Origin of the sequence: Kitasatospora sp. SUK 42 (assembly GCF_015776785.2) — a bacterium.
GTDB lineage: Bacteria > Actinomycetota > Actinomycetes > Streptomycetales > Streptomycetaceae > Kitasatospora.
In genome coordinates this window covers 1,021,635-1,046,595 of sequence record NZ_LFMD02000007.1, presented here as the reverse complement: position 1 = coordinate 1,046,595, position 24,961 = coordinate 1,021,635, and the positions used below count along the sequence as shown (strand labels likewise).

Annotated in this window: 25 protein-coding genes and 1 pseudogene; 12 read left to right on the top strand and 14 right to left on the bottom strand. The window is 72.9% G+C overall.

Translation table 11 applies throughout. The annotated features are described in order from the left end of the window. Positions 1-7: 7 nt before the first annotated feature. The 6 genes from RZ50_RS26320 (at position 8) to RZ50_RS26295 (ending at position 6,034) form a co-directional block, all read left to right on the top strand. Complete coding sequence (locus tag RZ50_RS26320; RefSeq protein ID WP_196949773.1) at positions 8-1,195, top strand: acyl-CoA dehydrogenase family protein; 1,188 nt, start codon at positions 8-10, stop codon at positions 1,193-1,195. Positions 1,196-1,267: 72 nt separating this feature from the next. Further along, positions 1,268-1,642, top strand: coding sequence for an ADP-ribosylation/crystallin J1 (locus RZ50_RS26315; RefSeq protein WP_196949772.1), 375 nt, complete (start codon positions 1,268-1,270; stop codon positions 1,640-1,642). An 80-nt stretch (positions 1,643-1,722) separates the two neighbouring features. Further along, the gene (locus RZ50_RS26310; protein ID WP_254803281.1) at positions 1,723-2,493 is read left to right on the top strand and encodes an ATP-grasp domain-containing protein; all 771 of its coding nucleotides are present in this window, start codon (positions 1,723-1,725) and stop codon (positions 2,491-2,493) included. Between the two features lie 160 nt (positions 2,494-2,653). Next, positions 2,654-3,532 carry an alkaline phosphatase family protein gene (locus RZ50_RS26305; RefSeq protein ID WP_196949770.1) on the top strand — a complete coding sequence of 293 codons (879 nt, stop codon included), beginning with the start codon at positions 2,654-2,656 and terminating at the stop codon, positions 3,530-3,532. A gap of 421 nt (positions 3,533-3,953) precedes the next feature. Beyond that, on the top strand, positions 3,954-4,442 hold the full coding sequence (locus tag RZ50_RS26300) for a hypothetical protein (RefSeq protein WP_196949769.1): 489 nt from the start codon (positions 3,954-3,956) through the stop codon (positions 4,440-4,442). A gap of 209 nt (positions 4,443-4,651) precedes the next feature. Then, a complete protein-coding gene (locus RZ50_RS26295) occupies positions 4,652-6,034 on the top strand; it encodes a multidrug effflux MFS transporter (protein WP_196949768.1) in 1,383 nt (460 codons plus the stop codon). A gap of 237 nt (positions 6,035-6,271) precedes the next feature. On the opposite strand, the gene RZ50_RS26290 is transcribed toward RZ50_RS26295, so the two are convergent. The 9 genes from RZ50_RS26290 to RZ50_RS30380 form a co-directional block, all read right to left on the bottom strand. Then, entirely contained in the window at positions 6,272-8,326 is a 2,055-nt protein-coding gene (locus RZ50_RS26290) for a glycosyl hydrolase family 18 protein (RefSeq protein ID WP_196949767.1), read from the bottom strand. Positions 8,327-8,869: 543 nt separating this feature from the next. Next, positions 8,870-9,439: a hypothetical protein gene (locus tag RZ50_RS26285; RefSeq protein WP_196949766.1), complete on the bottom strand. Its 570-nt coding sequence runs from the start codon at positions 9,437-9,439 to the stop codon at positions 8,870-8,872. A gap of 256 nt (positions 9,440-9,695) precedes the next feature. Further along, positions 9,696-10,646 (bottom strand): ABC transporter substrate-binding protein, encoded by a 951-nt coding sequence (locus RZ50_RS26280; protein WP_196949765.1) that lies wholly within the window; start codon positions 10,644-10,646, stop codon positions 9,696-9,698. A 46-nt stretch (positions 10,647-10,692) separates the two neighbouring features. Next, positions 10,693-11,370, bottom strand: coding sequence for an ABC transporter permease (locus RZ50_RS26275; protein WP_196949764.1), 678 nt, complete (start codon positions 11,368-11,370; stop codon positions 10,693-10,695). Continuing rightward, a complete protein-coding gene (locus tag RZ50_RS26270) occupies positions 11,367-12,035 on the bottom strand; it encodes an ABC transporter permease (RefSeq protein WP_196949763.1) in 669 nt (222 codons plus the stop codon). The genes RZ50_RS26275 and RZ50_RS26270 overlap by 4 nt, the downstream gene beginning before the upstream one ends. Then, positions 12,025-13,263, bottom strand: a complete 1,239-nt coding sequence (locus RZ50_RS26265) for an ABC transporter ATP-binding protein (protein WP_217680854.1) — start codon at positions 13,261-13,263, stop codon at positions 12,025-12,027. The genes RZ50_RS26270 and RZ50_RS26265 overlap by 11 nt, the downstream gene beginning before the upstream one ends. 385 nt (positions 13,264-13,648) lie before the next feature. Next, entirely contained in the window at positions 13,649-14,035 is a 387-nt protein-coding gene (locus RZ50_RS26260) for a rhodanese-like domain-containing protein (RefSeq protein ID WP_196949761.1), read from the bottom strand. Next, the gene (locus RZ50_RS26255) at positions 14,029-14,613 is read right to left on the bottom strand and encodes a cysteine dioxygenase family protein (RefSeq protein ID WP_196949760.1); all 585 of its coding nucleotides are present in this window, start codon (positions 14,611-14,613) and stop codon (positions 14,029-14,031) included. Before RZ50_RS26255 ends, RZ50_RS26260 begins: the two co-directional genes overlap by 7 nt. Positions 14,614-14,805: 192 nt before the next feature. Continuing rightward, entirely contained in the window at positions 14,806-14,883 is a 78-nt protein-coding gene (locus tag RZ50_RS30380) for a putative leader peptide (protein WP_107086570.1), read from the bottom strand. 459 nt (positions 14,884-15,342) lie between these two features. Between RZ50_RS30380 and RZ50_RS26250 the strand changes: the two genes are divergently transcribed. From RZ50_RS26250 to RZ50_RS29485, 5 genes and pseudogenes are all read left to right on the top strand, one after another. Then, positions 15,343-16,185 carry a nitrilase-related carbon-nitrogen hydrolase gene (locus RZ50_RS26250; protein WP_196949759.1) on the top strand — a complete coding sequence of 281 codons (843 nt, stop codon included), beginning with the start codon at positions 15,343-15,345 and terminating at the stop codon, positions 16,183-16,185. Positions 16,186-16,196: 11 nt separating this feature from the next. After that, entirely contained in the window at positions 16,197-17,627 is a 1,431-nt protein-coding gene (gene hydA, locus RZ50_RS26245; protein WP_196949758.1) for a dihydropyrimidinase, read from the top strand. A 136-nt stretch (positions 17,628-17,763) separates the two neighbouring features. Continuing rightward, entirely contained in the window at positions 17,764-18,777 is a 1,014-nt protein-coding gene (locus RZ50_RS26240) for a TIGR03842 family LLM class F420-dependent oxidoreductase (RefSeq protein WP_196949757.1), read from the top strand. A 28-nt stretch (positions 18,778-18,805) separates the two neighbouring features. Then, a pseudogene (locus tag RZ50_RS30375) lies at positions 18,806-18,955 on the top strand (hypothetical protein); the annotation flags it as partial. Positions 18,956-19,105: 150 nt separating this feature from the next. After that, positions 19,106-19,372, top strand: a complete 267-nt coding sequence (locus tag RZ50_RS29485; RefSeq protein ID WP_254803057.1) for a GlsB/YeaQ/YmgE family stress response membrane protein — start codon at positions 19,106-19,108, stop codon at positions 19,370-19,372. Positions 19,373-19,438: 66 nt separating this feature from the next. Here the strand turns inward: RZ50_RS29485 and RZ50_RS26230 are convergent, their stop codons facing one another. The 5 genes from RZ50_RS26230 to RZ50_RS26210 form a co-directional block, all read right to left on the bottom strand. Then, positions 19,439-20,356: an ADP-ribosylglycohydrolase family protein gene (locus RZ50_RS26230; RefSeq protein ID WP_196949755.1), complete on the bottom strand. Its 918-nt coding sequence runs from the start codon at positions 20,354-20,356 to the stop codon at positions 19,439-19,441. A gap of 116 nt (positions 20,357-20,472) precedes the next feature. Continuing rightward, on the bottom strand, positions 20,473-21,060 hold the full coding sequence (locus tag RZ50_RS26225) for a TetR family transcriptional regulator (protein WP_196949754.1): 588 nt from the start codon (positions 21,058-21,060) through the stop codon (positions 20,473-20,475). Positions 21,061-21,160: 100 nt separating this feature from the next. After that, a complete protein-coding gene (locus RZ50_RS26220) occupies positions 21,161-22,174 on the bottom strand; it encodes an aldo/keto reductase (protein ID WP_196949753.1) in 1,014 nt (337 codons plus the stop codon). 192 nt (positions 22,175-22,366) lie between these two features. Beyond that, on the bottom strand, positions 22,367-22,669 hold the full coding sequence (locus RZ50_RS26215; protein ID WP_196949752.1) for a GNAT family N-acetyltransferase: 303 nt from the start codon (positions 22,667-22,669) through the stop codon (positions 22,367-22,369). A 50-nt stretch (positions 22,670-22,719) separates the two neighbouring features. After that, the gene (locus RZ50_RS26210) at positions 22,720-23,577 is read right to left on the bottom strand and encodes a class I SAM-dependent methyltransferase (RefSeq protein ID WP_196949751.1); all 858 of its coding nucleotides are present in this window, start codon (positions 23,575-23,577) and stop codon (positions 22,720-22,722) included. 234 nt (positions 23,578-23,811) lie between these two features. On the opposite strand from RZ50_RS26210, the gene RZ50_RS26205 reads away from it, so the two are divergent. Further along, positions 23,812-24,961, top strand: a 1,150-nt coding sequence (locus tag RZ50_RS26205; RefSeq protein ID WP_217680853.1) for a sensor histidine kinase, incomplete at its 3' end; no start/stop codon positions are given.

Genomic DNA, 24,961 nt, shown 5'->3' with positions numbered 1-24,961 from the left:
AGCTTCCATGACGAAGCCGACCCGGATCGACCCGGCCGACCTGCTCGCCGTCGGCGACCTCCTCTCCGACGAGGAGCGGTTGATCCGCGACACCGTCCGGAAGTTCACCGAGGAACGGATCCGCCCGCATCTCGGCGACTGGTTCGAGCGCGGCGTCTTCCCGGCCCGGGAGCTGGCCCCCGAGCTCGGGGCCCTCGGCCTGCTCGGCATGCACCTCGACGGCTACGGCTGCGCGGGCGCGGGCGCCGTGGCGTACGGGGTGGCCTGCATGGAGCTGGAGGCGGCCGACTCCGGTCTGCGCAGCTTCGTCTCCGTCCAGGGCTCGCTCGCGATGCGCTCGATCCACGCCTTCGGCTCCGAGGAGCAGAAGCAGCGCTGGCTGCCCGGCATGGCGGCCGGTGAACTGATCGGCTGCTTCGGCCTCACCGAGCCCGACTTCGGCTCGGACCCGGCCAACATGCGCACCCGGGCGGTCCGGAAGGGCGGCGGGAACGGCGACTGGGTGCTGTCCGGCAGCAAGATGTGGATCACCAACGGCAGCATCGCGGACGTCGCCGTGGTCTGGGCGCAGACCGAGGAGGGCGTGCGCGGCTTCCTGGTCGAGCGCGGTGCCCGCGGCCTGACCGCGACCGACGTCCACGGCAAGCTCTCCCTGCGCGCCTCCGTCACCAGCGAGCTCTCCTTCGACGAGGTGGTCCTGCCCGCCGACGCCGTCCTGCCCGGGGTCACCGGTCTGCGCGGACCGCTCTCCTCCCTCAACGAGGCCCGCTACGGCATCCTCTGGGGCACCGTCGGCGCCGCCCGCGACTGCTACACCGCCGCCCTCGACTACGCCAAGAGCCGGATCCAGTTCGACCGCCCGATCGCGGGCTTCCAGCTCACCCAGCAGAAGCTGGTCGAGATGATGCTGGAGGTCGAGAAGGCGTACCTGGTGGCGCTGCGGATCGGCCGGCTCAAGGAGCAGGGCGCGGTCCGGCCGCCGCACATCAGCTTCGGCAAGCTCAACAACGTCCGCACCGCGCTGGAGATCGCCCGCAGCGCCCGCACCATCCTCGGCGCCAACGGCATCACCACCGAGTACCCGGTGCTGCGGCACGCCAACAACCTGGAGTCGGTGCTCACCTACGAGGGCACCAGCGAGATCCACACGCTGGTCCTCGGCGAGGCCATCACCGGCGAGTCCGCCTACCGCTGACGGGCCGTCCACCCCGTTCGAGCAGGTAAAACCGGTGGCCGGGCCCGCCACGGCCCGGCTACCGTCCCTCCCATGAACGGCCCGAGCACCCGGACGCCCCCGACCACCACCCTCTGGCGCCCCACCGGCCCCGAGGAGCTGGCGCTGGTCGAGGCCGCAGACTGGCGCGCCTGGCCGCCCCGGCTGCCCGAGCAGCCGATCTTCTACCCCGTCCTCAACGAGGACTACGCGATCCGGATAGCCCGCGACTGGAACGTGCCCGCCTCCGGCGTCGGCTACGTCACCCGCTTCGAGGTCGAGACGGCCTTCCTCGCGCGCTACCCCGTGCAGCGGGCCGGCGGCCGGACGATCCTCGAACTATGGGTCCCGGCCGAGGAGTTGGCGGAGTTCAACCGGCACATCGTCGGCCGGATCGAGGTCGTCCACGAGTTCCGGCCACAGCCGTGAGCGGCCGGACGACGCCGGGCCGCATCCCGGCGCCTCACCGCGCCCCGAAGCCGGACCGGGTCCCGAAGCCGGACCGGGTCCTGCTGACCTCCGCCCAGCGGACCAGCACCACCGTCCTGCTCGCCGAGGCGGCCGAGCGCCGCGGCCTCACCACCGCCGTCCTCGACGCCCCGGAAACGGTCGAACGGCTCGCCGGGCGGCCCGTCCACTGGTACGGCGGGCCGCTCGCCGCCGCCGGGATCGCCGCGCCGCTCGGCCTCGCCCTGCTCGAACCCGAGGACGACTGGCTCGCCCGCCTCCCCGAGGAGTTCACCCGCCGCCGGATCGAACTCACCACCCTCGCCGAGGCCTGGACGCTGCGCCACCCGGCCTTCGTCAAACCCCCGGCCGACAAGTCGGTCCCGCCCGCCGTCTACCCGGACGGCTCCCGGCTGCCGCGCACCGGAGAGCGGATCGGCCCCGACACGCCCGTCCTGGTCAGCGACCCGGTGACCTTCGCCGCCGAGTACCGGCTGTTCGTGTGCGACGGCGAGGTGCTCACCGGCAGCCGGTACGCCCGCTTCGGCCGGCTCGACCCGGCGCCGCTGACCGAGGCGGCCACGGCCTTCGCCCGCCGCCTGCTCGACGCCGTCGGCGACACCCTGCCCAGCGCCGTCGCCCTGGACGTCGGTCCGCTCGCCGACCCGTACGACCCGGCCGAGCACTGGGCGGTGGTCGAGGCCAACCTGCCCTGGTTCGCGCACTGCTACGCCGCCGACCCGGAACGCGTCCTCGACGTCGTGCTGCGCGCCGCCGGACCGGTCGCCGAACTCGCGGAGGCCGACCGCCGGTTCGTCCGCAGGACCGGCTGACCGCCGCCCGGCGGCCTCCCGACATCCTGCGGACACCTGCCGTTCGACCGTCCGACGCCGATCAGACGCCGGACGGTACGGCGGGCGGTGAAGCATGGCGCGGTCGGCGGCGCCCTCGGCGGGCGCGGCCGGATGTGCACGACCGAAAGGAAGCCCCGCCATGTCCGCAGCCCAGTGGCCCCGCCCCCGCGTACTCGTCGTCGGGATCGACGGAGTCCGCCACGACTACCTGGCGCAGGTGCCGATGCCGCGCCTCCAGGAGGTCGCCGAGGCCGGGTTCCTGGTGCCGGTCACCGTCGCGGACACCACGCCCACCATGTCCGGGCCGTGCTGGGCGACCATCGTGACCGGGGTCGAGCCCGCCAAGCACGGCGTGTGGGGCAACCACCTGGGCGGCAACCGGCTCGACGTCTTCCCCGACTTCGCCACCCGCCTCAACCGGGGCGACCGCCGCCGCACCTTCGTCGCGGCCGGCTGGGACCCGCTGATGATCAACGAGTCCGGCGGCCCGCTCTTCCGCGCCCCCGGGCGGCTCTCCTACGTGGCCCCCGCCGAGGACACGCCCGAGGCCTGGGAGGCCGTCGACGAGGAGGTCACCCGGGAGGCCGTCCACGTCCTCGGCAGCGCCGACCCCGAGGCCTCCTTCGTCTACCTCGGCGCCGTGGACGAGACCGCCCACTTCCTCGGCTGCGGCGAGGAGTACCGCGCCGCCATGCGCACCGCCGACGAGAGGCTCGGCCGCCTGCTCGGCGCCGTCCGCGGCCGGGCGGGCTACGCCGAGGAGCAGTGGACCGTCATCGTCGTCACCGACCACGGGCACGTCGACGCCGGCGGCCACGGTGGCCGCACCGTCGAGGAGCGCACCGCGTGGGTCGCCTGCGCCGGGCACGACATCCCGGCCGGCCCGCCCACCGGCGAGATCCGCCACCCCGACGTCGCCGCCCAGGTGTACGCCTCCCTGCTGCGCCCGATCGACCCGCACTGGACCCTCGACGGCCGGCCCTTCCCGGTCGCCCGGCCGGTGCCCGTCGCGGTCTGACGCCGTCTCCCGCCCGCCCCCGGTCCGGGCCCTGTCACCGTTTCAGCAGCACCGATGCCATCGGATGCAGCACGCCGGGCTGCGGCGGGGCCGCCCCGGGGTCACGCTCGATCGGGGGCGGGCAGAACTTGAGCGTGAGCGGCGACCGGAGCTCCGGAACGGCACGTATCCCCGGACCGGGCCGCCGGACATACGCCTGAAGGTGGAGACGCTACCCCGTGGGATGGATGCAAGCTCGCGACCTCGTGGTGACGTTCCGACGGGGTGACCCGGGCCACGATAGGTACACCCGAACGGCGGACCGTTCCGCCCGGACGGGCCTCGGGCGGACCGGCGACGGACGCGCGGGCAGCGGACGCACCGGCAACGGACGCACTGGCAACGGACGAATAGACAACGGCCACAGAGAGGGCAGTCGGGCATGAAGGGCATCGTGAGCAAGGTCGCGCTGGGAGTCGCGGGCACCGGCATGGCCGTCGCCGTGGCCGCCGTGGCAATAGGCCCGCGGGTGTCCGAGTGGTACGACGGGCGCCACCAGCGGCAGACCTCCTACGAGACGGGCTCCCAGGCGAAGGCCGACGGCCGGTCGATGCCCGCCTGGCTGCCCGATGACGCCTCCTCGGTGAAGTACCTGATGTCCACCAAGGGCGACGACCGCCTGCTGCGCGCCACCCTCCGCGAGGGGCGGCTGCCCGCCGGCTGCACCACCGGGCTGCCGGGCAAGGGCCCGCACCCGGTTCCGGTCCCGGTCTCGCTCAAGGCCGGCTGGTTCCCGGAGAGCATCGCGACCAAGGCGACGGGCAGCTGCGGGCACTACAATGTGACACTCACCGGCAACCAGCTCTACGCGTGGCAGGACGGCGCGACGCTGCAGGCGGCCCTTCGAGCCGAACACGTCGCCAAGCGCTGAGGGTGCTGATCACGGATCAGCCGTCCTGACCAGGGAACGAAGCGGCCCGTCGGGCACCGGAAGGTGCGGACGGGCCGTCGTCGTGCGCGTGCTGTGACCGGCCGGTGGGCGGGTCCGCCCGGACGCACCCCTGCCGACGACGACCTGGCCGGGCTGCGATAGGACGGACCACCAACGAACCCCACGTCATCGCGCCCGTTAGGAGACCCATGCCCGGCCCGACCGTCGGTCCCGCCGACGCCACGTCGACCTCACCCGCCACCCCGTCCGCCGCCCCGTCCGACTCCGCCGCCGATCTCTCGTCCGCCTCCTCGCCCGAGCCGTCGTCCGGCCCGTCCTCCGACCCGTCACCCGGCCCGTCATCCGGTTCGGAATCCTCCAGCGGTCGGGCCGGTACCGGCCGGGCCGTGATCGCGGTGCTCGGCGGCCTCACCGCCCTCGGCCCGCTCACCACCGACCTCTACCTCCCCGGCCTTCCCGCGATCGCGGACGACCTGGTCGCCGAACCGGCGGCCGTTCAGCTCACCCTCACCTTCTCGATGTTCGGGGTCGCGGCCGGGCAGCTGCTCTTCGGACCGCTCAGCGACCGCTACGGACGCCGCCTGCCGCTGCTCGTGGGGATGGTCGCCTACACCCTGTCCAGCGTGGTGTGCGTGATCGCGCCGAACCTGTCGGTGCTGATCGTCGCCCGCTTCATCCAGGGCGCGGCCGGATCGGCGGGGCTGGTCATCGGGCGGGCCGTCGCCAGGGACCGCTTCCAGGGCGTCGCGCTGCTGCGCTTCCTCGCCTCGATCGCGCTGATATCCGGGCTGGCGCCGATCCTCGCCCCGATCATCGGCGCGCAGCTGCTGCGGGTCACCTCCTGGCGCGGCACCTTCGGCGCGCTGACGGCGCTCGGCCTGCTGCTCACGCTGGCCGCTTTCGGCGCGCTGCGCGAGACCCTGCCGTCGCAGGGCCGGAACGGTGGCGGGGTGGGCTCCGCGCTGCGCACCATGGGCCGGTTGCTGCGCGACCTGCCGTTCCTGGGGCTGGCGCTGACCAGCTCGCTGGCCTTCGGCGCGCTGTTCGGCTACATCAGCGGGTCGTCGACGGTGCTGCAGCACGTGTACCAGGTCTCGCCGCAGACCTACAGTCTGCTGTTCGGGCTGAACTCGGTCGCCATCGTGGTGATGACGCAGGTGAACGGGCGGCTGCTGGCGCCGCGCTACTCGGCGCGGGCGCTGATGCTGGGCGGGCTCGCGACGGTGGTCGCGGCGGGAGTGGCGCTGGTGCTGCTGACCACGGTGTGGGACTTCGGGCTGGCCGGGTTCTGCCCGCCGCTGTTCGTGATGATGGGCAGCCTCGGAGTGCTGCTGCCGAACACGTCGGCACAGGCGCTGAGCCTGGTCGAGCCGCAGGCCGCGGGGACGGCGTCGGCGCTGCTCGGCACCGGCAACTTCCTGTGCGGCGCGGTGGTCGCGCCGCTCAGCAGCCTCGGCGGACGGCCGTCGGCGGTGCTGCTGGCTCTCGTGGTCCTGGGGTCCGGGGTGCTGGCGACGATCGCGTACGTGACGATGTGCCGGCCGGCGCGGATGCGGGCGGCCATGGTCTGACGGCCGGTGGCCGACGGCCCGGCAACAGCCGGCACCCAGCCCTCAGCACCCGGGCGACCGACACCCGGCAACCCGCGACTGGCGACCGCCACCCAACACCCAACACCCAACACCCGACCCCCGGCGACCGGCCGACAACCGACAGAAAACAGATAACAGCTGACAGATGTTGAAATCTGTCAGCTGTTATCTGTTATTCGTTACCGGTCATCTGTCACCGGTCACCCGCCAGCGTCCTCAGGCGATCGAGAAGTCGTCACCGTAGACGTTGCCCTGCCCGTACCAGCCGTGCAGGTACACCGTGACGGTGCCGGTCGCGTCGGTGGTGAAGGGGACGGACACCTTGGTCCAGCTGGAGGAGCTGGCCCAGCCGCTGGCGTTGGCACCGCCGCTGACGCCGACGTAGGCGTAGTTGCCCTGCACCCAGCCGCTCAGGGTGTAGCTGGTGTTGGGCTTCAGCGTGACGGTCTGCGAGCACTCGCCGGTCTGGCTGGCGGTCGCCGCGGCCTGCAGCGCGTAGGAGCCGGAGTGGACCGGGGTGGACACCACGGCGCCACCGCTCTGGCAGTTCCACGGGGCCAGGCTGCCGGTCTCCAGGCCGCCGTTGACCAGGCCGGTCGCCGGAGTCGAGCCGGTGACCGTCAGCGAGTAGGTCGCGGTGTGGGTGCCGGAGGGCGCGGTCGCGGTCACGGTCAGCGGGTAGGTGCCCGCCGCGGCGGCCGAGGTGGTGGAGATGTTCAGCGTGGCGCCGCTGCCGGCGGTGACGCTGCCGGGGGTGACGGTGGCGGTGACGCCCGCCGGGGCGCCGCTGACCGACAGGTTGACGCTCTGCGCGGAGCCGGTCGTCACGGCCGTGGCGATGGCCGCCGAAGCGGACGAGCCGGCCGCCACCGTGCCGGAGTTCGGGTTCACCGCGACGGAGAAGTCGTTGCCGGGCTGGGTGCCCGTGACGTTCAGGGTGAAGGTGCCGGTGTGGCTGCCGGAGGCCGCGCTGCCGGTGACCGTCAGCGGGTAGCTCCCGGGCGCCACCGCCGAGGTGGTGGAGATGTTCAGGGTGGCGCTGCCGCCGGCGGTGACGCTGCCGGGGGTGACCGTGGCGGTGACGCCCGCCGGGGCGCCGCTGACCGACAGGTTGACGCTCTGCGCCGAACCCGCCGTCACCGACGTCGCGATGGCCGCCGAGGTCGACGAACCGGCGGTGACAGTGCCGGAGCTCGGGTTCACCGCGACCGAGAAGTCGTTGGTCACCGTCGAACCGCTGGTGAACGGCGCGAAGATGTGGCTGAAGTCCCAGGTGTTCTGGCTGATGCCGGAGCAGGTGTCGTCGCCGGCCTTGCCCACGCAGCCGCCGTTGTCACGCTGGAGCGCCCAGAAGGACAGCGTGTTGATGCCCTTCGACACCGCCCAGTTGTACACGGTGTTCGCGTTGGCCACGGTGAAGGTCTCGGCCGCGCCGTAGTCGTCGATGCCGACCATCTCGGTGATCCCGATCGAACCCCACAGCTGCGCCGGGGTCTTGGACGGGTAGAGCTTGGCGAGCTGGTTGTACAGGCCCTGCGCGGAGGTCTGGGTGTCGGCCGCCATGTCGTGGGTGGCGCCGTCGTAGTAGTCGAAGGTCATCATGTTGACGACGTCGATCCGCGCGTTGTTGCTGACCGCGTTGCGCAGCACCGCGAGGCCGCTGTCGGCCAGCCCGCTGGTGGTGGTCGGCAGGGTGTACGAGAACTGGACGTTGCGCCCGTTGGCGGCGGCCCAGTCCTCGACGATCTTGATCGCCTTGTTGCGGCGGTCGATCCCGGCCGTGTTGGTCAGCGAGTTGTCCTCGATGTCGAGGTCGATCCGGCTGATGTCGTAAGTGGTGATCAGGTTCTGGTAGGCAGCGGCGATCTGGTTGACGTCGGTGCAGCTGTCGGCCAGCTCGGTGCCGGTGTTGTCGGCGGTGTAGCCACCGAAGGAGGGGATCACGTCCCCGCCGTTGGCGCGGATGGTGTTGAAGTCGGCGCCGAAGGTCGAGGAGGCGACCGGCTTCGAGGTGTCGCCGTTCCAGTACGGGGTGCAGGAGCCCTTGGTGGCGGCCTGGAGGAAGGCCATCGTCAGGTACTTGGCACCGGACTGCGCGGCCAGCGTGGCGGGGCTCTGGCCGGTCCAGGACTCGAAGTACGGGGCGAAGACCCGGCTCGGGAGCGGGGTCGCGGCCTGGGCGGCGCTGGTTCCGGCGGCGACGAGGCCGGCCGAGGCGGCCAACGTGGCGCAGGCCGTCAGTGCGGCCTGAACGGTTCTGCGAAGACGCATTGATTCTCCAACAGGCGTGGTGGGGCGGGATGTTGGGGAGTCCTGCGGGCCGGGACGCCGGCGGCCGTGTGGGGTCGGCCGCGCGGGTCCCGGGTCCGGATGGGGCAACGGACACAGGGGCGTGCGGAACCCTCCGACTCGCGTGGAGGCGGGCGGCGGAGTGAATGCGTGCACGCCGTACGGAGCGGGGGTGGAGCGGAGCAGGGCAGGGCAATGCCTCAGCCGCCGGTGGTCACACCCCCACAGTGCATCCCGGTCGGATCGACATGCTTATGTTTGGACTAGACCACTGGTCTGTCAAGAGACCTAACAGTTCGTCAGCATACGACCCCGGCGGCCGAAGGGTGGGGAGCGGCGGTCGGGCGGCGGCGGGAGCGAGCCCGTGGCCGGGAACGCCGATGGCCGCGCACCCGACGGGCGGGGCGCGGCCATGGCTGCCCGGCGCTCAGGACACCGGGCGGTTCGGGGGCGCTGCGATCCGGATCGAGGCATCGGCGGCCAAAGCCGATGGCGGTCGACGCACGCCGATCGGCGTGACCGGGGTCAGCGCGGCGGCGGGCAGAGCGTGGCGCGCAGCGCGTCGTTGATCTTCGCGGCGGCGTCCGGTCCGAAGCCCTGCGGGTGGTCGGGCGTGGTGAAGTGCTGGTTGGCCAGGTCGATCAGCTTCGCCTTGTCCTTGGGGAACTGGTAGATCGACTGGCACTGCGCGCGGGCCTGCTCCACCGCCTGGTCGGGCTTGCCGGCGACGATCGCCGGGTCGATCGCGTTCAGCGCGGCCACCAGTTTGCCGCTCAGATCCGCGTCCGGCTTGGCCGGCAGTCCGGCGTCGGCGGGCGGCGCGGGCTTGGCCGGGGCCGAGGGGTCCGCACCGGGCCCGGACGGCGCGGGGGCCTCGGGCGTCGCGCTGGCCGGGGCCGCCGGAGTGGTCGGAGCGGCCGGAGTGGTCGGAGCCCCGGAGGTGGTCGAGGCGGTCGCGGCGCCGGAAGGCGTGGCGGCGGTGGGGGAGCCGGCCGCGGAATCGTTCCTGCTCGTGCTCGAACCCGAGCTGGAGCAGGCAGCGAGGCTCACCGCGGCAAGTGCCGTGAGGGTGGCGGCGAGGAGACGAGTGCGCATGGCGCCACACTGTCATGTCCGCGGCGCGGAAGGGAAGGTCTTCTGGGGACGCCTGGGGATACCGAGGGCGCCTGGGGACACCTGGGGACGCCGAAAGGCTCCTGCGGACGCCCGCAGACTCCCGGGCGGGCCGGAAATCGCCCCGACGCCCCCACGCACACGGCGAACGGCGGTCCGCAGGGGAGTCCCTCCGCACCGCCGTTCGCCGTAGGCCGGTCAGTTCGTCGTACCGGTCAGTTCGCCCTGCGACCGGGCGTCAGCCGAGCCCGTTGGACTTCAGCCAGTCCTTGGCCACCGTCGACGGGTCCTCCTTGTCGATCGCGACGCGCTTCATCAGCGCCGTCAGCCCGGCCGTGTCGAGCTTGGCCGACACCGCGTTGAGCGCCGCCGTCGCGTTGGCGTCCAGGCCCGACTTGTTGACCAGCGGGGTGACGTTCTGCGCGCCGAACAGGTTCTTCGGGTCGGAGAGCGGGACGAGCTTGTACTGGACGATCTTCGGGTCGGTGGTGAACACGTTGCCGACCTGGATGCCGCCGTCCTTGAGCGCGTTGGCCGTGGTGTCGGCGGTGGGCTTCCACTCCTTGAAGGTCAGCCCGTAGACGTCCTTGAACTGCTGCTCGCGGCGGGACTTGAACTCCGGCGGGCCGCCGATGGTGAACTCGCCGGCCTTGGCGGCCAGGTCGGAGATGCTCTTGAGGCCGTACTTGTCGGCGGTCTCCTGGGAGACACTGAGCGAGTCCTTGTCCTCGGCGGGCGAGGAGTCCAGGAGCCCCAGCGAGGCCGGCAGCGTCTTGGCCAGCGCCGCGTTCACGTCCTGGGTGGTGACGGCGGTGGACTTGGGGTCCAGGTAGGCGAGCAGCGCGCCGTTGTACTCGGGCAGCACGGTCAGGTTGCCGCTCTGCAGCTGACCGTAGAGCACCTCGCGGCTGCCGATGTTGAACTTCTCCTCGACCTTGACGCCCTTGGCCTTGAGCGCCTGCGAGTAGATCGAGCCGAGCAGGACGTTCTCCGGGAAGTTCGCCGAGCCGATCACCACCGTCGACCCGGAGCCGCCGCCGGCCGTGGCACCCCCGCCGGAGGCCGCCGCGGTCGAGCCCCCGCCGAGCGGGTTGCTGTCGCCCGAGGAGCCGCAGGCGCTGGCGCCCAGGGCGAGCGCGGCGAGCGTGCCGAGGAGAACGGCACGCCTGCTCTTCTTGATTGTCGACATGGTGACAGTAGTCCTTCCGGAAAGGATAAGGATGGGAAGAGGAACGTCAGCGGGCCCGGCGCTGGGCGCGGACTCCGGGCGGGAGCGCGAACCGGGCGAGCAGGGTGAAGAACAGCTGGGCCCCGACCGCGAGCAGCACCACCAGCAGCGCGCCGCCCACGGTCACCGCGTACTGGCGGGTGGCCAGCCCGTCGATGACGTAGCGGCCGAGACCGCCCAGCCCGACGTAGGCGGCCACCGTGGCGGTCGCGATCACCTGGACGGTCGCGGTGCGGAATCCCGCCAGCAGGGTCGGCGCGGAGGACGGCAGGCAGACCTGCCACAGCACCTGCGGGTGGGTCAGTCCGATCCCGCGCGCGGCGTCCCGGACGTCCGGATCGGTGCCGCGCACCCCCTCGACGGCCGCCACCAGCAGCGGTGGCGCGGCCAGCGCGACCAGCGGAATCAGGACGGCGGTGTCGCCGACCCCGGCGAGCAGCACCGCCAGCGTCACCAGACCGAGGGTGGGCAGGGCACGGGCGGCCCCGGCCAGCGCGGTGACCGCGGTGACACCGCGCCCGGTGTAGCCGATCAGCAGCCCGAGCGGGACGGCGAGCAGTGCCGCGTACAGCAGGGCCTCGCCGGAGAGCAGCAGGTGCTCGGAGACCCGGTGCACGATCGAGTCCGGACCGCTGCGGTGGTCCGGGGCGGAGAAGAAGTCGCTCAGCCAGTTCAGCCAGTTCACGAGCCCGCCCCCTTCTCCCGGACGGCCCAGGGCGCGAGCAGCCGCCGGGCGCCCACCAACAGCAGGTCGACGGCCAGCGCGAGGACGGCGATCAGCACGATGCCGGCCACGATCGGGGTCGGGAAGGTGCGCTGGAAGCCGTCGACGAACAGGTAGCCGAGCCCGCCGCGTCCGACCAGCGCACCGACGCTGGCCAGCGAGATGCTGGACACCGCGGCGACCCGCAGACCGGCGATCAGGTACGGCACGGCGGCGGGCAGCTCGACCGTGGTCAGCCGGTGCCACGGCCCGTACCCCATCGCGGTGGCCGCCTGCCGGACGGAGTCCGGGACGGCGTGCAGCCCGTCCACGGTGGTCGGCAGCAGTACGGCGAGGGCGTAGAAGGTGAGCGGGATCATCACGGTCGCCTGGGTGGCGAGCCCGGTGTAGGGGATCAGCACCACGAAGACGGCCAGCGAGGGCAGCGCGTAGACGATGTTGAAGACGGCGGACAGCGGTTGGTACAGCCGGGGGAAGCGGGCGCAGGCCAGGCCGAGCGGGACGGCCAGCAGCAGGCCGATCAGGACAGGGAGCAGCGCGATCACGGCGTGGTCGGCGAGCAGGTTGCCGAGGTAGCCGAGGTGGTCGCCGATCCAGTACCAGCGGACGATCGGTTCATCGTCCACCGTCGGATCCCTCCGGCCCGCCGACCCGGTCCGTCGTCCCGGCCTCGCCCGTCCCGTCGGCGGCGAGGGCCTTCCGGGTGCTGACGGTGGTCTTCGCGTCGGCCTTCGCGCCGGCGTTCGCGTCGGGGCCCGTTCCGACGTTCGTGTCGGAGCTCTCGTCGGCGTTCGCGTCGATGCCGCCGACGGCGGTCGCTCCGGTGGGCGTGAGTGCGGCCAGGATCGCGTCCCGGCTCGCGGTGCCGGTGGCCCGGCCGTCGCCGTCCAGCGCGACAGCGACCCCGGCGGGGGAGAGGACGACGGCGTCCAGCGCGGTGCGCAGGGTGTCGGTTTCCGGCCGGAATCCGGCCGCCGGATGTAGTTCGGCGCTGACCGCGGTGCGATCGATCCAGCCAATCGGGCGGCCCGCGTCGTCCAGGGCCAACTCCCAGCCCCCGTAGCGGAGCCCGTCGCCGACCGGACGGAGCGCGACGGCGCTCGCGGGGCGCAGGCCGAGGCCGCGCAGGCCCCGGTCACGGCCGAGGAAGGCGGCCACGCCGTCGTCGGCGGGGGTGGTCAGCAGGGTGTGCGGGTCGGCCAGTTGGGCGATCCGGCCGTGCTCGCGCAGCACCACGACCTGGTCGCCGAGCCGGACGGCCTCCTCGATGTCGTGGGTGACGAACAGCACCGTCTTGTGCAGCTCGGACTGGAGCCGCAGCAGCTCCTCCTGGAGCCCGGCGCGCACCACCGGGTCGACGGCGCTGAAGGGTTCGTCCATGAGCAGCACCGGCGGGTCGGCGGCCAGCGCGCGCGCCACGCCGACGCGCTGCTGCTGGCCGCCGGAGAGCTGGAACGGGTACCGCTTGGCCGTCTCGGGGGCGAGCCCGACGAGTTCGAGCAGCTCGGCCGCCCGGGCGCGGGCCTCCTTGCGGTCCCAGCCGAGCAGGTAGGGGACGGTGGCGATGTTGTCGATCACCTTGCGGTGCGGGAAGAGTCCCGCCTGCTGGATCACGTACCCGATGCCGCGGCGCAGTTTGGCGGGCTCCAGCTGGGCGACGTCGGTGCCGTCCAGCAGCACCCGGCCGGAGGTGGGTTCGACCATCCGGTTGACCATGCGTAGCAGGGTGGTCTTGCCGCAGCCGGACGGCCCGACCAGGACGGTTATCCGACCGGTCGGGACCTCCAGGTCCAGGCCCTCGACGGCGATGGTGCCGTCGGGGTGGCGCTTGCCGGCGCCCTCGAATGTGATCACGGGGAGTTTCCTCATCAGGGCGCCCCGGGGAGGCGGCGCCTGTGTTCGGTCGGTCGTTCAGTTGATGGCGGTGTGTCGGCAAGTGGCTGAATGGTGCTGGTGCCGCTTGTCGGATCCACCGCCCGGGCGTCTTCCGCCCGCGTGGCTGCCCAGGTTCGGACCGGCGGAAACTCGGATCAGACTATGACCTGTCTCATCTCCTGTCTCTGATTTACCGCTTGACACGTCAAGTCGGCCCAGGCCACCGCCCCGGACCCGGCACTGGCGCCGGGTCCGGCTGCCGGGCAGGGGGGTGGCCCGTTCTGGACGCCCGGGCGTGTCGCCAGCCCGGCCCAGCCCCCGGAGCGGGTCAGCCCCTCCGAGCGGGTCAGCCCCTCCGAGCGGCTCAGCCCCCCGAGCGGGTCGGCAGCCCGGCGGCCGCCCAGCCGACGAAGCCGCCGTCCAGGTCGGTCGCCCGGTGCAGCCCCAGCTCACGCAGGGAGGACGCGGCCAGGCTGGAGGCGTAGCCCTCGGAGCAGACCACGATCACCTCGACGTCGTAACCCGAGGCCTCGGGAATGCGGTGACTTCCCGTCGGGTCGAGCCGCCACTCCAGCACGTTGCGCTCGATGATCAGCGAACCGGGGATCTCGCCCTCGGCCGCCCGCTGCGCCGCCGGGCGGATGTCCACCAGCAGCGCGCCCTCCAGGTGCGCCTGGTACGCCTCCCGGGCGCGCGGTCGGTGCACGCCCTCGCGCGCTCGCTCCACCAGGTCGTCGATCGTGTTCACCACTGCTCCGGTCCTTCCTCCGAGGTGCGGACGAGCCCACCGGCTCGCAGGTCGTAGTGCGCCATCGAGCTGAGCGGGGGCGAGTAGGCGTGCAGGGTGACGGCCGGGCCGGAGGCGGTGTTGCGGACGTCGTGCACGTACTCGGGGCCGAAGGCGCGGGTGGTGCCGGCCGAGATCCGGCGGATCAGCAGGCCCTGGTCCGGGCCGCCGAGGGACAGCTCCTCCAACTCGCCGAGGGCGACGGTGAACGCGCCCCGCGAACCGCCGTGGTCGTGGAAGCCGGTGGACTGGCCGGGCAGCCAGCTGATCAGCCACACCTCGTGGTCCTCATCGGCCACCAGCCGCCGGTACCAGCGCTCCTCGGTGGAGAGGCGGACGTGGTGGATCCAGTGTTCCGGCTGCTCGGCCAGCTCGCGGACGATGCTCCGCAGGGTGTTCGGGGTGAGCGGAGCGCGGGTCCGTTCGGGGGCGGGCCTCTCGGCGGCCGGCTTCTCGCCGGCGGGTGCCTCGCCGACGGGTGTCTCGACAGCAGGTGTCTCAGCGGCGGGCGTCGGGGGCTGGGAAGCGAGGTCCAGGCTCATGGGGCGTCCTCGGTTGCGGCGGAGCGTCGACGGGCTGGCCCGGATCCGGCGACCAGGGCGGCGGGCGCGGGCCGACTGGGCGGCACGGCACGCACGGGTGGCCGGGCGGGGCGGGATCAGAACTGCGGGTGCGGGTGCGCGGTGCGGGCCCTGGCAGGAGTCACAGGGTGGGACCGGCGGGAAGGAGCAAGGTCAACAGGCACAGATGGAACTCGCCTGGCGTCGCAGATCGACGTGCAGGCGGCAGACCAGAGTGGCGCCGGAGTCCATGTGCCGGATCTTTCCCGAGCGGGTCGGACGAAGTCAAGCCGAGCACGGGCCGGGGGCGGGTGGAGCACCGGCCGGGCGCGGGAGCGGCGTGCGCGGCGGGTGCGGGTGGAGCGCGTGTCCGGTACGGGTGGGGTGCGCGTCGGGCGCGGGCCGCGTGGCTGATTCCGCACCCCGTGCGCCCGCTTTCACCCGAACGAGTAAGGGGGCGACTTCCGGGGTAAACCAGCGTTTCATCCCACCCGGGACAGCCCGCGTGTCCGCGCAACAGGATCGCCCCAGACGCGTTGCCACCGACGTATTGTCAGGCCACCGAGGCCCGGCCTACCGTCTACAGATCGCCTTCTACGCACGTAGACCCCTGCGGTTCCCCGAGCGGGCCCGCAGGCGAGACCCGCCCCGTCAACCCTCAGACCGCGCGTCCGACCGGAGCGGCCGGACCGCGGAGTTGCGGAGGTACCCATGTCGCAGACCGTCCGTGCCGCGCTGGTCCAGACCCGCTGGACCGGCGACCAGGAAAGCATGATCGCCCTCCACGAGAGGTACGCCCGTGAGGCCGCGGCCCAGGGCGCGAAGATCATCGGCTTCCAGGAGGTCTTCAACTCCCCGTACTTCTGTCAGGTCCAGGAAGCCGAGCACTACCGCTGGGCCGAGGCCGTCCCGGACGGCCCGACCGTGAGCCGGATGCGGGAGCTCGCCCGCGAACTCGGCCTGGTCATGGTCGTGCCGGTCTACGAGGAGGAGCAGACCGGCGTCTACTACAACACCGCCGCCGTGATCGACGCGGACGGCAGCTACCTCGGCAAGTACCGCAAGCACCACATCCCGCAGGTCAAGGGCTTCTGGGAGAAGTACTACTTCAAGCCCGGCAACCTGGGCTGGCCGGTCTTCGACACCGCCGTCGGCAGGGTCGGCGTCTACATCTGCTACGACCGCCACTTCCCCGAGGGCTGGCGCGCCCTCGGCCTGGCCGGCGCGCAGATCGTCTACAACCCCTCCGCCACCAGCCGCGGCCTGTCGGCCTACCTCTGGCAGCTCGAACAGCCGGCCGCCGCCGTCGCCAACGAGTACTTCGTCGCCGCCATCAACCGGGTCGGCACCGAGGAGTACGGCGACAACGACTTCTACGGCACCTCCTACTTCGTGGACCCGCGCGGCCAGTTCGTCGGCGACGTCGCCTCCGACAAGGAGGAGGAACTCGTCGTCCGCGACCTCGACCTCGGCCTGATCGAAGAGGTCCGCCAGCAGTGGGCGTTCTACCGCGACCGCCGCCCCGACGCCTACGGACCGATCGCCGAGGCCTGAGGAGCAGCGCGATGACCACCCGCGACCCGCACCAGCGCACCGTCGTCCGCGGCGGCCTCGTCATCACCGCCACCGACGAACTCCACGCCGACGTCCTCATCGAGGGCGAACGCATCGCCGCCCTGGCCGCCACCGGCAGCGCCGCCGCCGAGGCCTGGAGCGCCGACACCGTCATCGACGCGACCGGCCACTACGTCATCCCGGGCGGTGTCGACGCCCACACCCACATGGAACTGCCCTTCGGCGGCACCGCGGCCTCCGACACCTTCGAGACCGGCACCCGCGCCGCCGCCTGGGGCGGCACCACCACCATCGTCGACTTCGCCGTCCAGCCCGTCGGCGGCTCGCTGCGCGAGGGCCTGGACACCTGGCACGCCAAGGCCGAGGGCAACTGCGCCATCGACTACGCGTTCCACACGATCGTCTCCGACGTCAACGACGGTGTCCTGAAGGAGATGGACGCCCTCGTCGACTCCGGCGAGTCCACCTCCTTCAAGCTCTTCATGGCCTACCCCGGAGTCTTCTACAGCGACGACGGCCGCATCCTGCGCGCCATGCAGCGCGGCGCCGCCAACGGCGGGCTGATCATGATGCACGCCGAGAACGGCATCGCCATCGACGTCCTGGTCGAACAGGCCCTGGCCGCCGGGCGCAGCGCCCCGCGCCACCACGGCGAGGTGCGGCACGAGCTGCTGGAGGCCGAGGCCACCCACCGGGCCATCCGGCTCGCCCAGGTGGCCGGAAGCCCGCTCTACGTCGTGCACGTCTCCGCCGCATCCGCCCTCGCCGAACTCACCCAGGCCCGCGACGCCGGGCTCAACGTCTTCGGCGAGACCTGCCCGCAGTACCTCTTCCTCTCCACCGACAACCTCGCCGAGGAGGGCGCCGACGGCTTCGAAGGCGCCAAGTACGTGTGCAGCACGCCGCTGCGGCCCCGCGAGCACCAGGCGGCGCTCTGGCGGGGGCTGCGCACCAACGACCTCCAGGTGGTCTCCACCGACCACTGCCCGTTCTGCTACGTCGGGCAGAAGGAACTCGGCCGCGGAGACTTCTCGAAGATCCCCAACGGCCTTCCGGGCGTGGAGAACCGGATGGACCTGCTCCACCAGGCCGTGGTGGACGGGCACATCAGCCGGCGGCGCTGGGTCGAGATCGCCTGCACCACCCCGGCCCGGATGTTCGGGCTGCACCCGCGCAAGGGCACCGTCGCACCGGGGGCCGACGCCGACCTGGTCGTCTACGACCCCACCGCGGTGCAGACCGTCTCCGCCGCGACCCACCACATGAACGTGGACTACTCGGCCTACGAGGGCCGTCAACTCACGGGCCGGGCAAGGACGGTGATCTCGCGCGGTACCGTCGTGCTGGACGACGGCACCTGGCTGGGCCGGGCCGGGCACGGCGCCTTCCTGCGCCGGGACACCTGCCAGTACCTCGTCTGACCGCCCGCCCCGACCCTTCTGACCTGCCGCCGCCCGTTCGGCACCCGTTCGGCGATCGTTCGGCGCCCGTCCGGCGCCCGATCCGCGATCGTTCTGTGAGCGGGCGGCGGCCCGACCTCCCCTTCCGGAGCCACCCATGGACATCGGCCTCGTCCTGCAGACCGACCCGCCCGCCCGCCTGCTCATCGACCGCATGATCCGCGCCGAACAGGCCGGGTTCAGCCACGGCTGGACCTTCGACTCCTGTGTGCTGTGGCAGGAGCCGTTCGTCATCTACAGCCGCATCCTCGCCGAGACCGAGCGGCTCACCGTCGGCCCGATGGTCACCAACCCCTCCACCCGGACCTGGGAGGTCACCGCCTCCCTGTTCGCCACGCTCAACGACATGTACGGCAACCGCACCGTCTGCGGCATCGGCCGCGGCGACTCCGCCATGAGGGTCGCCGGACGCCAGCCCGCCACGCTCGCCCGGCTCTCCCAGGCCATGCACGCCATCAAGGAGTTGGCCGAGGGACGGACCGTCGAGGTGGACGGCACCGAGATGCACCTGCCGTGGGTGGGCCCCGGCGCGGCGCTGCCGATCTGGATGGGCGCGTACGGGCCCAAGGCGCTGAACCTGACCGGACGCCAGGCCGACGGATTCATCCTCCAACTGGCCGATCCCTACCTCACCGAGTACATGGTCAAGGCGGTGCGGGCCGCGGCCGTCGAGGCGGGCCGGGACCCGGACGCGCTCACCATCTGCGTCGCCGCGCCCGCGTACGTCACCGCCGACGAATCGCCCGCCGCGCTCGCCCACGCCCGGGAGCAGTGCCGGTGGTTCGGCGGGATGGTCGGCAACCACGTCGCCGACCTGGTCAGCCACTACGGCGAACACTCCGACCTGGTGCCCGAGGCCCTCACCGAGTACATCAAGGGCCGCCAGGGCTACGACTACAGCCACCACGGGCGGGCCGGGAACCCCGACACGGCCTTCGTTCCGGACGAGATCGTCGACCGCTTCTGCCTGATCGGGACGGCCGAGTCCCAGCGCGCCCGGCTCGCGGAGCTCCGCTCGCTCGGCGTCGACCAGTTCGCCGTCTACGCCATGCACGACGCGGTCGAGACCACCATCGACGCCTACGGAACGGACATCATCCCCCACCTCTGATCCCAGTCGTGTCAGACGGGAGTTGCCCATGGCCGACACCGCGACCAGCGGCGGCAGACAGCGGCAGCACCGCGACGGCTTCACCAGCGACGACCTCCGACCGGTCCCGGTGCGGCGGCGCACCTGGACCACGTACAACTTCCTCGCCCTGTGGGTCGGCACGGCCCACAACATCCCCTCCTGGACCGGCCCTGCCCGGAGCCTCCCCGGCCCGGCCGGAGTCGCCTCGCGGGATGGGGCGAGGGGAACCGGGGGCGGGCGGGCGGCGTCCTTCGGGGCAGAGCGGGCGGGACGGGGCCGTCGCGCCGCAGGACGGGAGGGATGGCGGATGAGCATCATCGCGTGGATCGTGCTGGGCCTGGTGGCGGGGGCCCTGGCCAAGCTGCTGCTGCCGGGCAGGGACCCGGGCGGCCTGATCGTGACGACCCTGATCGGCATCGCCGGCTCCTTCGTCGGCGGCTGGATCGCGTCGCACTTCCTGCACAGGTCGATCACGGCGCGCTTCTTCGACGGCGCGACCTGGGTGTCGGCGATCGGCGGCGCACTGGTGCTGCTGATCGCCTACCGGCTGCTGTTCGGAAACTCGCGCCGCTGACCGGGAGTCCACTCGACGACCGCAGGCGGGCCGGCCCCGGGGGAGGGGCGGGCCCGCCTGCTCGGTTCAGGGGGTCGGAGCCGACTCCGCGGCCCAGCCCGGCAGGTCCTCGCGGGCGGCGAGCCAGGCGGCCGGGACGTCCGCGAGCCCGGTGCGGGCGGCGACCACCCCGGCGGCGATGGCGCAGGTGGTGTCCTTGTCGCCCCAGCCCTCCAGGGTGTGCCAGATGGCCTCGGGCAGCGAGTCCAGATGCCCGGCGGCGGACCAGAGGGCGAACGGGACGGTGTCCGGGGCCGAGATCATCCGCCCCGATCCGAGCACCGTGGCGGCGTGCCGGACGCTGGTGTGGCCGGGCAGCCGGGCGGCGATCCGCAGGCCGGAGCGGACGTCGCTCTCCGGAAGCCGCTCGGCGATCTCCGTCAGCAACTCGGCCCGGCCGGGCGGGATCCCGCCCCGGCTCCGGACGGCGAGGGCCGCGGCGAGCGCCACCGCCACCGCCCCGGCCACCGCCTCCGGGTGGAAGTGCGTGGTGAGCGCCTGGAGTTCGGCCTGCCGGACGGCCTCGTCGAGGTCGTCGGCGAACCATGCGCCCAGCGGCGCGACCCGCATCGCGGCGCCGTTCCCGTACGACCCCTGGCCCTCGAACTGGTCCGAGGTGATGGCGCGCCAGTCCCCGCCGGCCTCGATCCCGCGCAGCACCCGGTGCATCGACGGGCCGTACTTGCGCTGGTACTCCCGGGTGTACTCGGCGGCGAACTCCCGCGCCAGCTCGTCCTGGTGGACCTCGCCCCGGGCGGCCAGGTGGCGGACGAGGACGAGGGCCATCGCGGTGTCGTCGGTCCAGTGCCAGGGCGCCGGGCGGACCAGGCGGGCGGCCAGGGCGGCGGGCGCCTCGTCGGCCGGGACCGGGAACCACCGGTCGCCGAAGGCGTCGCCGAGGGCGAGCCCCTCCAGGCTGTCCAGGACCGGACCGGCCGTACGCATGTCATCCTCCAGGTGAGATCAACCGTGCGCGGCAGTCTGCCGGATGGCCGGGGTGCGGGCGAGCGGATTTCTCCCGGGTGCCGGCGCCCCGGTCCGTCCGGATAGGTGGCGGTTCGTCACTTGGCCTTCAGGCCACCGAGGATGATCTTCCAGACGGCCTCGAAGCGCTCGTCCGCGGTCGGCTCGGACCAGCTGGGCGCGTAGGCCGGGTCGTGGAACGGGGAGGTGGCGTCGAAGACGGCGCGGGCGGTGGTCAGGATGTGGGCGAGCTTGAACTCCTTGCCGTCCGTGCCGTCCTGGACGATCTGGGCGATCTGCTTGACCAGGGTGTCGATGTGCGCCTCGACGGTGGCGCTGTTCTCCTCGACCAGCACCATGTACGTGGCGAACAGCTCGGGGTCGTCCAGGGCCTTCTTGCGCTTGGCCGCGAACAGGGTGGTCAGCCAGTGGTGCAGCCGCTCGGCGGCGCCGCCGGTCTGGATCGAGATGGTTTCGAGCTCGTGGTGCGCCTGGTCGAGCCAGCGCTGGGTGACCGCCTCGCGCAGTGCGGCCTTGCTGGGGAAGTGGCGGTAGACGCTGCTGTGGCTGACGCCCAGCTCGCGGGCGACGTCCACGACGGTGGCCTTGGCCGGGCCGAACCGCCGGAGGACTTCCTCCGCCGCGATCAGGATCTGTTCGGCGGTGAGTGCGGTGTCCGTGGTCACGGGGAGGTCCGTCCTTAGGTCGTGCGGTCGGGGTGGTGCGGTGGTGCGGTGGTGCGGTGGTGGCCGTGCGGCCGTGCGGTGGCGCCGGTGGCCGGGTCGGTCAGCGTTCGCTGTCCAGGCTCGTCATCTGCGCGGCAGCGTACCGGTCGCCCGCGGCGGCGCCGGCGGGGAAGGCCGCGTCGATGGCGGCCAGGTGGGCCGGGCTCAGCGTGACGTCCAGCGCTCCGAGGGCCTCGGCCAGGCGGTCCCGGCGGCGGGCGCCGACCAGCGGGACGACGTCCTGCCCGCGCGAGGCCACCCAGGCAACGGCGAGCTGGGCGACGGTGGCGTCGTTCGCGGCGGCGATTTCGCGCAGCGCTTCGACGAGTGCGAGGTTGTGGGCCAGGTTGTCGCCCTGGAAGCGCGGGCTGTGGCCGCGGAGGTCGGTGTCGGCGAGCGTGCGGTCCGGGTTCCAGCGGCCGCTGAGCAGGCCGCGCGAGAGCACGCCGTACGCGGTGATGCCGATGCCGAGTTCGCGGGCGGTGGGCAGGATGGCGGCCTCGATCGAACGGGAGAGCAGCGAGTACTCGATCTGCAGGTCGCTGATCGGGTGGACGGCGGCGGCGCGGCGCAGGGTGTCGGCGCCGACCTCGGACAGGCCGATGTGGCGGACGTGGCCGGCCTTCACCAGGTCGGCGATGGCGCCGACGGTCTCCTCGATCGGGACGTCCGGGTCGAGGCGGGCGGGGCGGTAGACGTCGACGTAGTCGGTGCGCAGGCGGCGCAGGGTGTACGCGAGTGCGGTCTTGGTGGCGGCCGGGCTCGCGTTGTAGCCCAGCCACTGGCCGTCCGGGCCGCGCTGGGCGCCGAACTTCACGCTGATCTGCACGCTCGCGCGGTCGCGACCGCGCAGGGCCTCGTGGATCAGCAGTTCGTTGTGGCCCATGCCGTAGAAGTCGCCGGTGTCGAGGAGGGTGACCCCGGAGTCCAGGGCGGCGTGGATGGTGGCGATGCTCTCGGCCTCGTCGGCCGGGCCGTACATGTCGGACATGCCCATGCAGCCGAGGCCGAGGGCGGAGGTGACGGGTCCGGAGGTGCCGAGGGTGCGCTGTGCGGGGCGGGTGGTCGCGGACATGAGTACTCCAGGGGCAGGCGCGGCGCCGGGTGGCGAGGGCGGTGTGACCCGGATCTCACTATGGCACGACAGCGAACAGATTTCAAAATCTGTTCGCTGTCGTCTGTTATCTGAATTTTGAAATCTGTCGATTGTCATCTGTTCGGGACGGAGGGTGTCCCCCGCCCCGCCCGCCTGGGCCGCCCCGCTCGCTCAGTCCGCGACCCGGCTGCGGTTCTCGTACGCGAGGTCGATGTACTCGGGGTGGCGCAGCATCCAGCCCTTGATGAAGGGGCAGGTGGCCAGGACGGGCAGGCCGCGCTCGCGGGCGTCGTCCAGCGCGGCCCGGGCCAGCGCACTGCCGATGCCCTGCCCCTCGAAGGCGGGTTCGACCACGGTGTGCGGGTAGACCACCAGGTTGTCGCTGCGCAGGTACGCGGCGAACCCGGCCAGCTGGCCGTCCACCCAGGCCTCGAAGCGGTTCTGGTCCGTCACGTCACGTACCGAAAGGGTCATCACAGGCTCCTCGCCGTCAGAGAGTCGGGGCCGGGCGCGGCCCCGCTCCATCATCGGGTGGCCCGCGCCGCCCCGCCCAACCGCCGCCCGTCCGGCGCGTCCGCTGTGTCCGATGCGTCCGAGATGTCCGAGGTGTTCGTCGGTGGCGCCCACTCCTCCCGTCCGCCCGGCGAGCGCAGCAGGTAGGCGCGGGCGGGCGGCAGGTTGCGCCAGACCGTGCGCTCGCCCAGCCCGTACGTCGTCTCGAAGCGGCGCAGCAGTCGCACCACCGCCCGGTGGCGGGCACCCTGGCGGGGGCCCGAGACGAGGGTGCGAGCCGTGGTGGTGCCGAGGTAGCCGAAGTACGTCAGTTCGCCGCCGGGTACCAGCAGCCGCAGGTAGAGGTCGAGGATGTTCCGGACCTGGCCCGGCTCGAAGTTGGTGAACGGCAGCCCGGACACGATCACGTCGTACCGCTCCGCCGCGCCTTCCGTCTCGTCCTCCGCCGTGCCCTCCCTGCGGGCCGCCTCCGACAGCTCCTCTATCCGGCAGGCCGACAGCCGCACCGCCACCCCCGGCTGCCGGGCGGCCAGCACCGGGTCCTCCCGCAGCCGTTCGGCGAACCGCGGGTTCGCCTCGACCACGTGCAACCGGTCGCCCGGGCGCAGCACGTGGGCCAGCCGACGGGTCACCACGCCCGTCCCGGCGCCGACCTCCAGCACCGAGATCGGCCGGTTCGGGCGGCTGGTGACCGGCACCACCAGCGCGTTCACCAGCTCCGCGCCGCTCGGTGCCAGCGCGCCGGTGTCGTGGAAGGTGCGCAGTGCCTCGGCGAGGAACAGCAGGTGGTCCCCGCCGTTCGGCGAAGCGGGCGAACTGCGCTGCGACGGCGGGGAGTCGGGGCGGTGGCGGAGCGGTTCGGTCGTCATGCCGTCGACGCTAGGGAGGCCGCGGCGGACCCGGATCGGCCGGTGAGCGACGCCGACCCTCGACGAAAGTCGAGGGTGCGGCTGCCCGGGAGGAGGGCGCGCCCCGCAGTCGCCCGCCCGTAGCATCGAGTCGGCCGGTCGGAGGCCCGGGGGCGCGGACGCCCGGGGACAGGGACGCCCGGGACGCGGGCGTTCGGACGGCCGGACGGTCGGAGGTGGGAGCGGAGGAGCCCGATGCGCACAGGCCTGCTCGGCTGGTACGGCCCGGACCGCCGGCCCTGGAGTGAGACGCTGCTGCTGCTCGGCATCCTCGCCCTCGCCGTCGAGGAGGGCCTCTCCCAATGGCTGCACACCGACGGCCCGCTGCGCCCGACCCGGACCGTCGTGGCAGCGCTCGCCGCGCTCTCCCTGCTGTTCGCCCGCCGCTACCCCGTGGCCTCCGCCGTCCTGCCGGTGCTCACCGGAGGCCTGTTCAACCGTGCCTTCCCCGGCCTGTTCAGCGTCTACTACCTCGCCTTCCTCGGCCGGACCGGTCCGGCGGTGGCCGGCGGTGCGGTCATCGCCGTGCTCAGCGCGGTCCGCGCCGACTCGCTGGTCGGCTGGGCGGGCACCACCGGCTCCCAACTCCTCGTCCAGGCCGCCACCCTGTCCTTCGGTCTGTGGCTGCACGGCCGCCGGGTGCTGATCCGCACGCTGCACGAGCAGGTCGAGACACTGAGCCGTGAACGGGAGTTGCGTGCCGGTCAGGCCCGTGCCGCCGAACGGGCCCGGATCGCGCGCGAGATGCACGACGTACTGGCCCACCGCCTCAGCCTGCTGGTGCTGCACGCGGGGGTGCTGCGCGACCAGGCCCGGGCCGGCACCGTCGCCGCCGACCCGGACCGCCTCGCCCACCGCCTGGAACTGCTGCGCACCACCGCCGCCCGCTCGCTCGACGACCTGCGCGACGTCCTCGGCGCCCTGCGCGCCGACCCGCCGGTTCGGGAGGCCGAGGACGAACCACCCCCGGTGGCGGGGACGGCCGGTGTCCCGGCGCCCGCCCTGCGCGACCTCACCGAACTGGTCGGCGAGGCGACCCAGGCCGGGCAGCGGGTCGAACTCGCCCTCTCCGGCGACCCGGAGGCCGTGCCGACCACCCACCGGCTGGCGGTGCACCGGGTCGTCCAGGAGGCGCTGACCAACGTGCGCAAGCACGCGCCCGCCGCACCCGTCACCGTCCGGGTCGGTTACGGGGCGCCGGCCACCACCGTCGAGGTCCGCAACGGGCCGGGCGGGGCGCCGCCGAACGGCTCGGGCACCGGCGGCGGGTACGGACTGGTCGGTCTCCGCGAGCGGGTCGGCGCGCTGGGCGGCCACCTCGACGCGGGCCCGGACGGCGCCGGCG

Bases quoted from the DNA above. Each gene is read 5' to 3' on its own strand.
- RZ50_RS26320 (WP_196949773.1), top strand. From the start codon at position 8: ATGACGAAGCCGACCCGGATCGACCCGGCCGACCTGCTCGCCGTCGGC.
- RZ50_RS26315 (WP_196949772.1), top strand. From the start codon at position 1,268: ATGAACGGCCCGAGCACCCGGACGCCCCCGACCACCACCCTCTGGCGC.
- RZ50_RS26305 (WP_196949770.1), top strand. From the start codon at position 2,654: ATGTCCGCAGCCCAGTGGCCCCGCCCCCGCGTACTCGTCGTCGGGATC.
- RZ50_RS26300 (WP_196949769.1), top strand. From the start codon at position 3,954: ATGAAGGGCATCGTGAGCAAGGTCGCGCTGGGAGTCGCGGGCACCGGC.
- RZ50_RS26295 (WP_196949768.1), top strand. From the start codon at position 4,652: ATGCCCGGCCCGACCGTCGGTCCCGCCGACGCCACGTCGACCTCACCC.
- RZ50_RS26290 (WP_196949767.1), bottom strand. From the start codon at position 8,326: ATGCGTCTTCGCAGAACCGTTCAGGCCGCACTGACGGCCTGCGCCACG.
- RZ50_RS26285 (WP_196949766.1), bottom strand. From the start codon at position 9,439: ATGCGCACTCGTCTCCTCGCCGCCACCCTCACGGCACTTGCCGCGGTG.
- RZ50_RS26280 (WP_196949765.1), bottom strand. From the start codon at position 10,646: ATGTCGACAATCAAGAAGAGCAGGCGTGCCGTTCTCCTCGGCACGCTC.
- RZ50_RS26255 (WP_196949760.1), bottom strand. From the start codon at position 14,613: ATGAGCCTGGACCTCGCTTCCCAGCCCCCGACGCCCGCCGCTGAGACA.
- RZ50_RS30380 (WP_107086570.1), bottom strand. From the start codon at position 14,883: ATGGACTCCGGCGCCACTCTGGTCTGCCGCCTGCACGTCGATCTGCGA.
- RZ50_RS26250 (WP_196949759.1), top strand. From the start codon at position 15,343: ATGTCGCAGACCGTCCGTGCCGCGCTGGTCCAGACCCGCTGGACCGGC.
- hydA (WP_196949758.1), top strand. From the start codon at position 16,197: ATGACCACCCGCGACCCGCACCAGCGCACCGTCGTCCGCGGCGGCCTC.
- RZ50_RS26240 (WP_196949757.1), top strand. From the start codon at position 17,764: ATGGACATCGGCCTCGTCCTGCAGACCGACCCGCCCGCCCGCCTGCTC.
- RZ50_RS29485 (WP_254803057.1), top strand. From the start codon at position 19,106: ATGAGCATCATCGCGTGGATCGTGCTGGGCCTGGTGGCGGGGGCCCTG.
- RZ50_RS26230 (WP_196949755.1), bottom strand. From the start codon at position 20,356: ATGCGTACGGCCGGTCCGGTCCTGGACAGCCTGGAGGGGCTCGCCCTC.
- RZ50_RS26220 (WP_196949753.1), bottom strand. From the start codon at position 22,174: ATGTCCGCGACCACCCGCCCCGCACAGCGCACCCTCGGCACCTCCGGA.
- RZ50_RS26215 (WP_196949752.1), bottom strand. From the start codon at position 22,669: ATGACCCTTTCGGTACGTGACGTGACGGACCAGAACCGCTTCGAGGCC.
- RZ50_RS26210 (WP_196949751.1), bottom strand. From the start codon at position 23,577: ATGACGACCGAACCGCTCCGCCACCGCCCCGACTCCCCGCCGTCGCAG.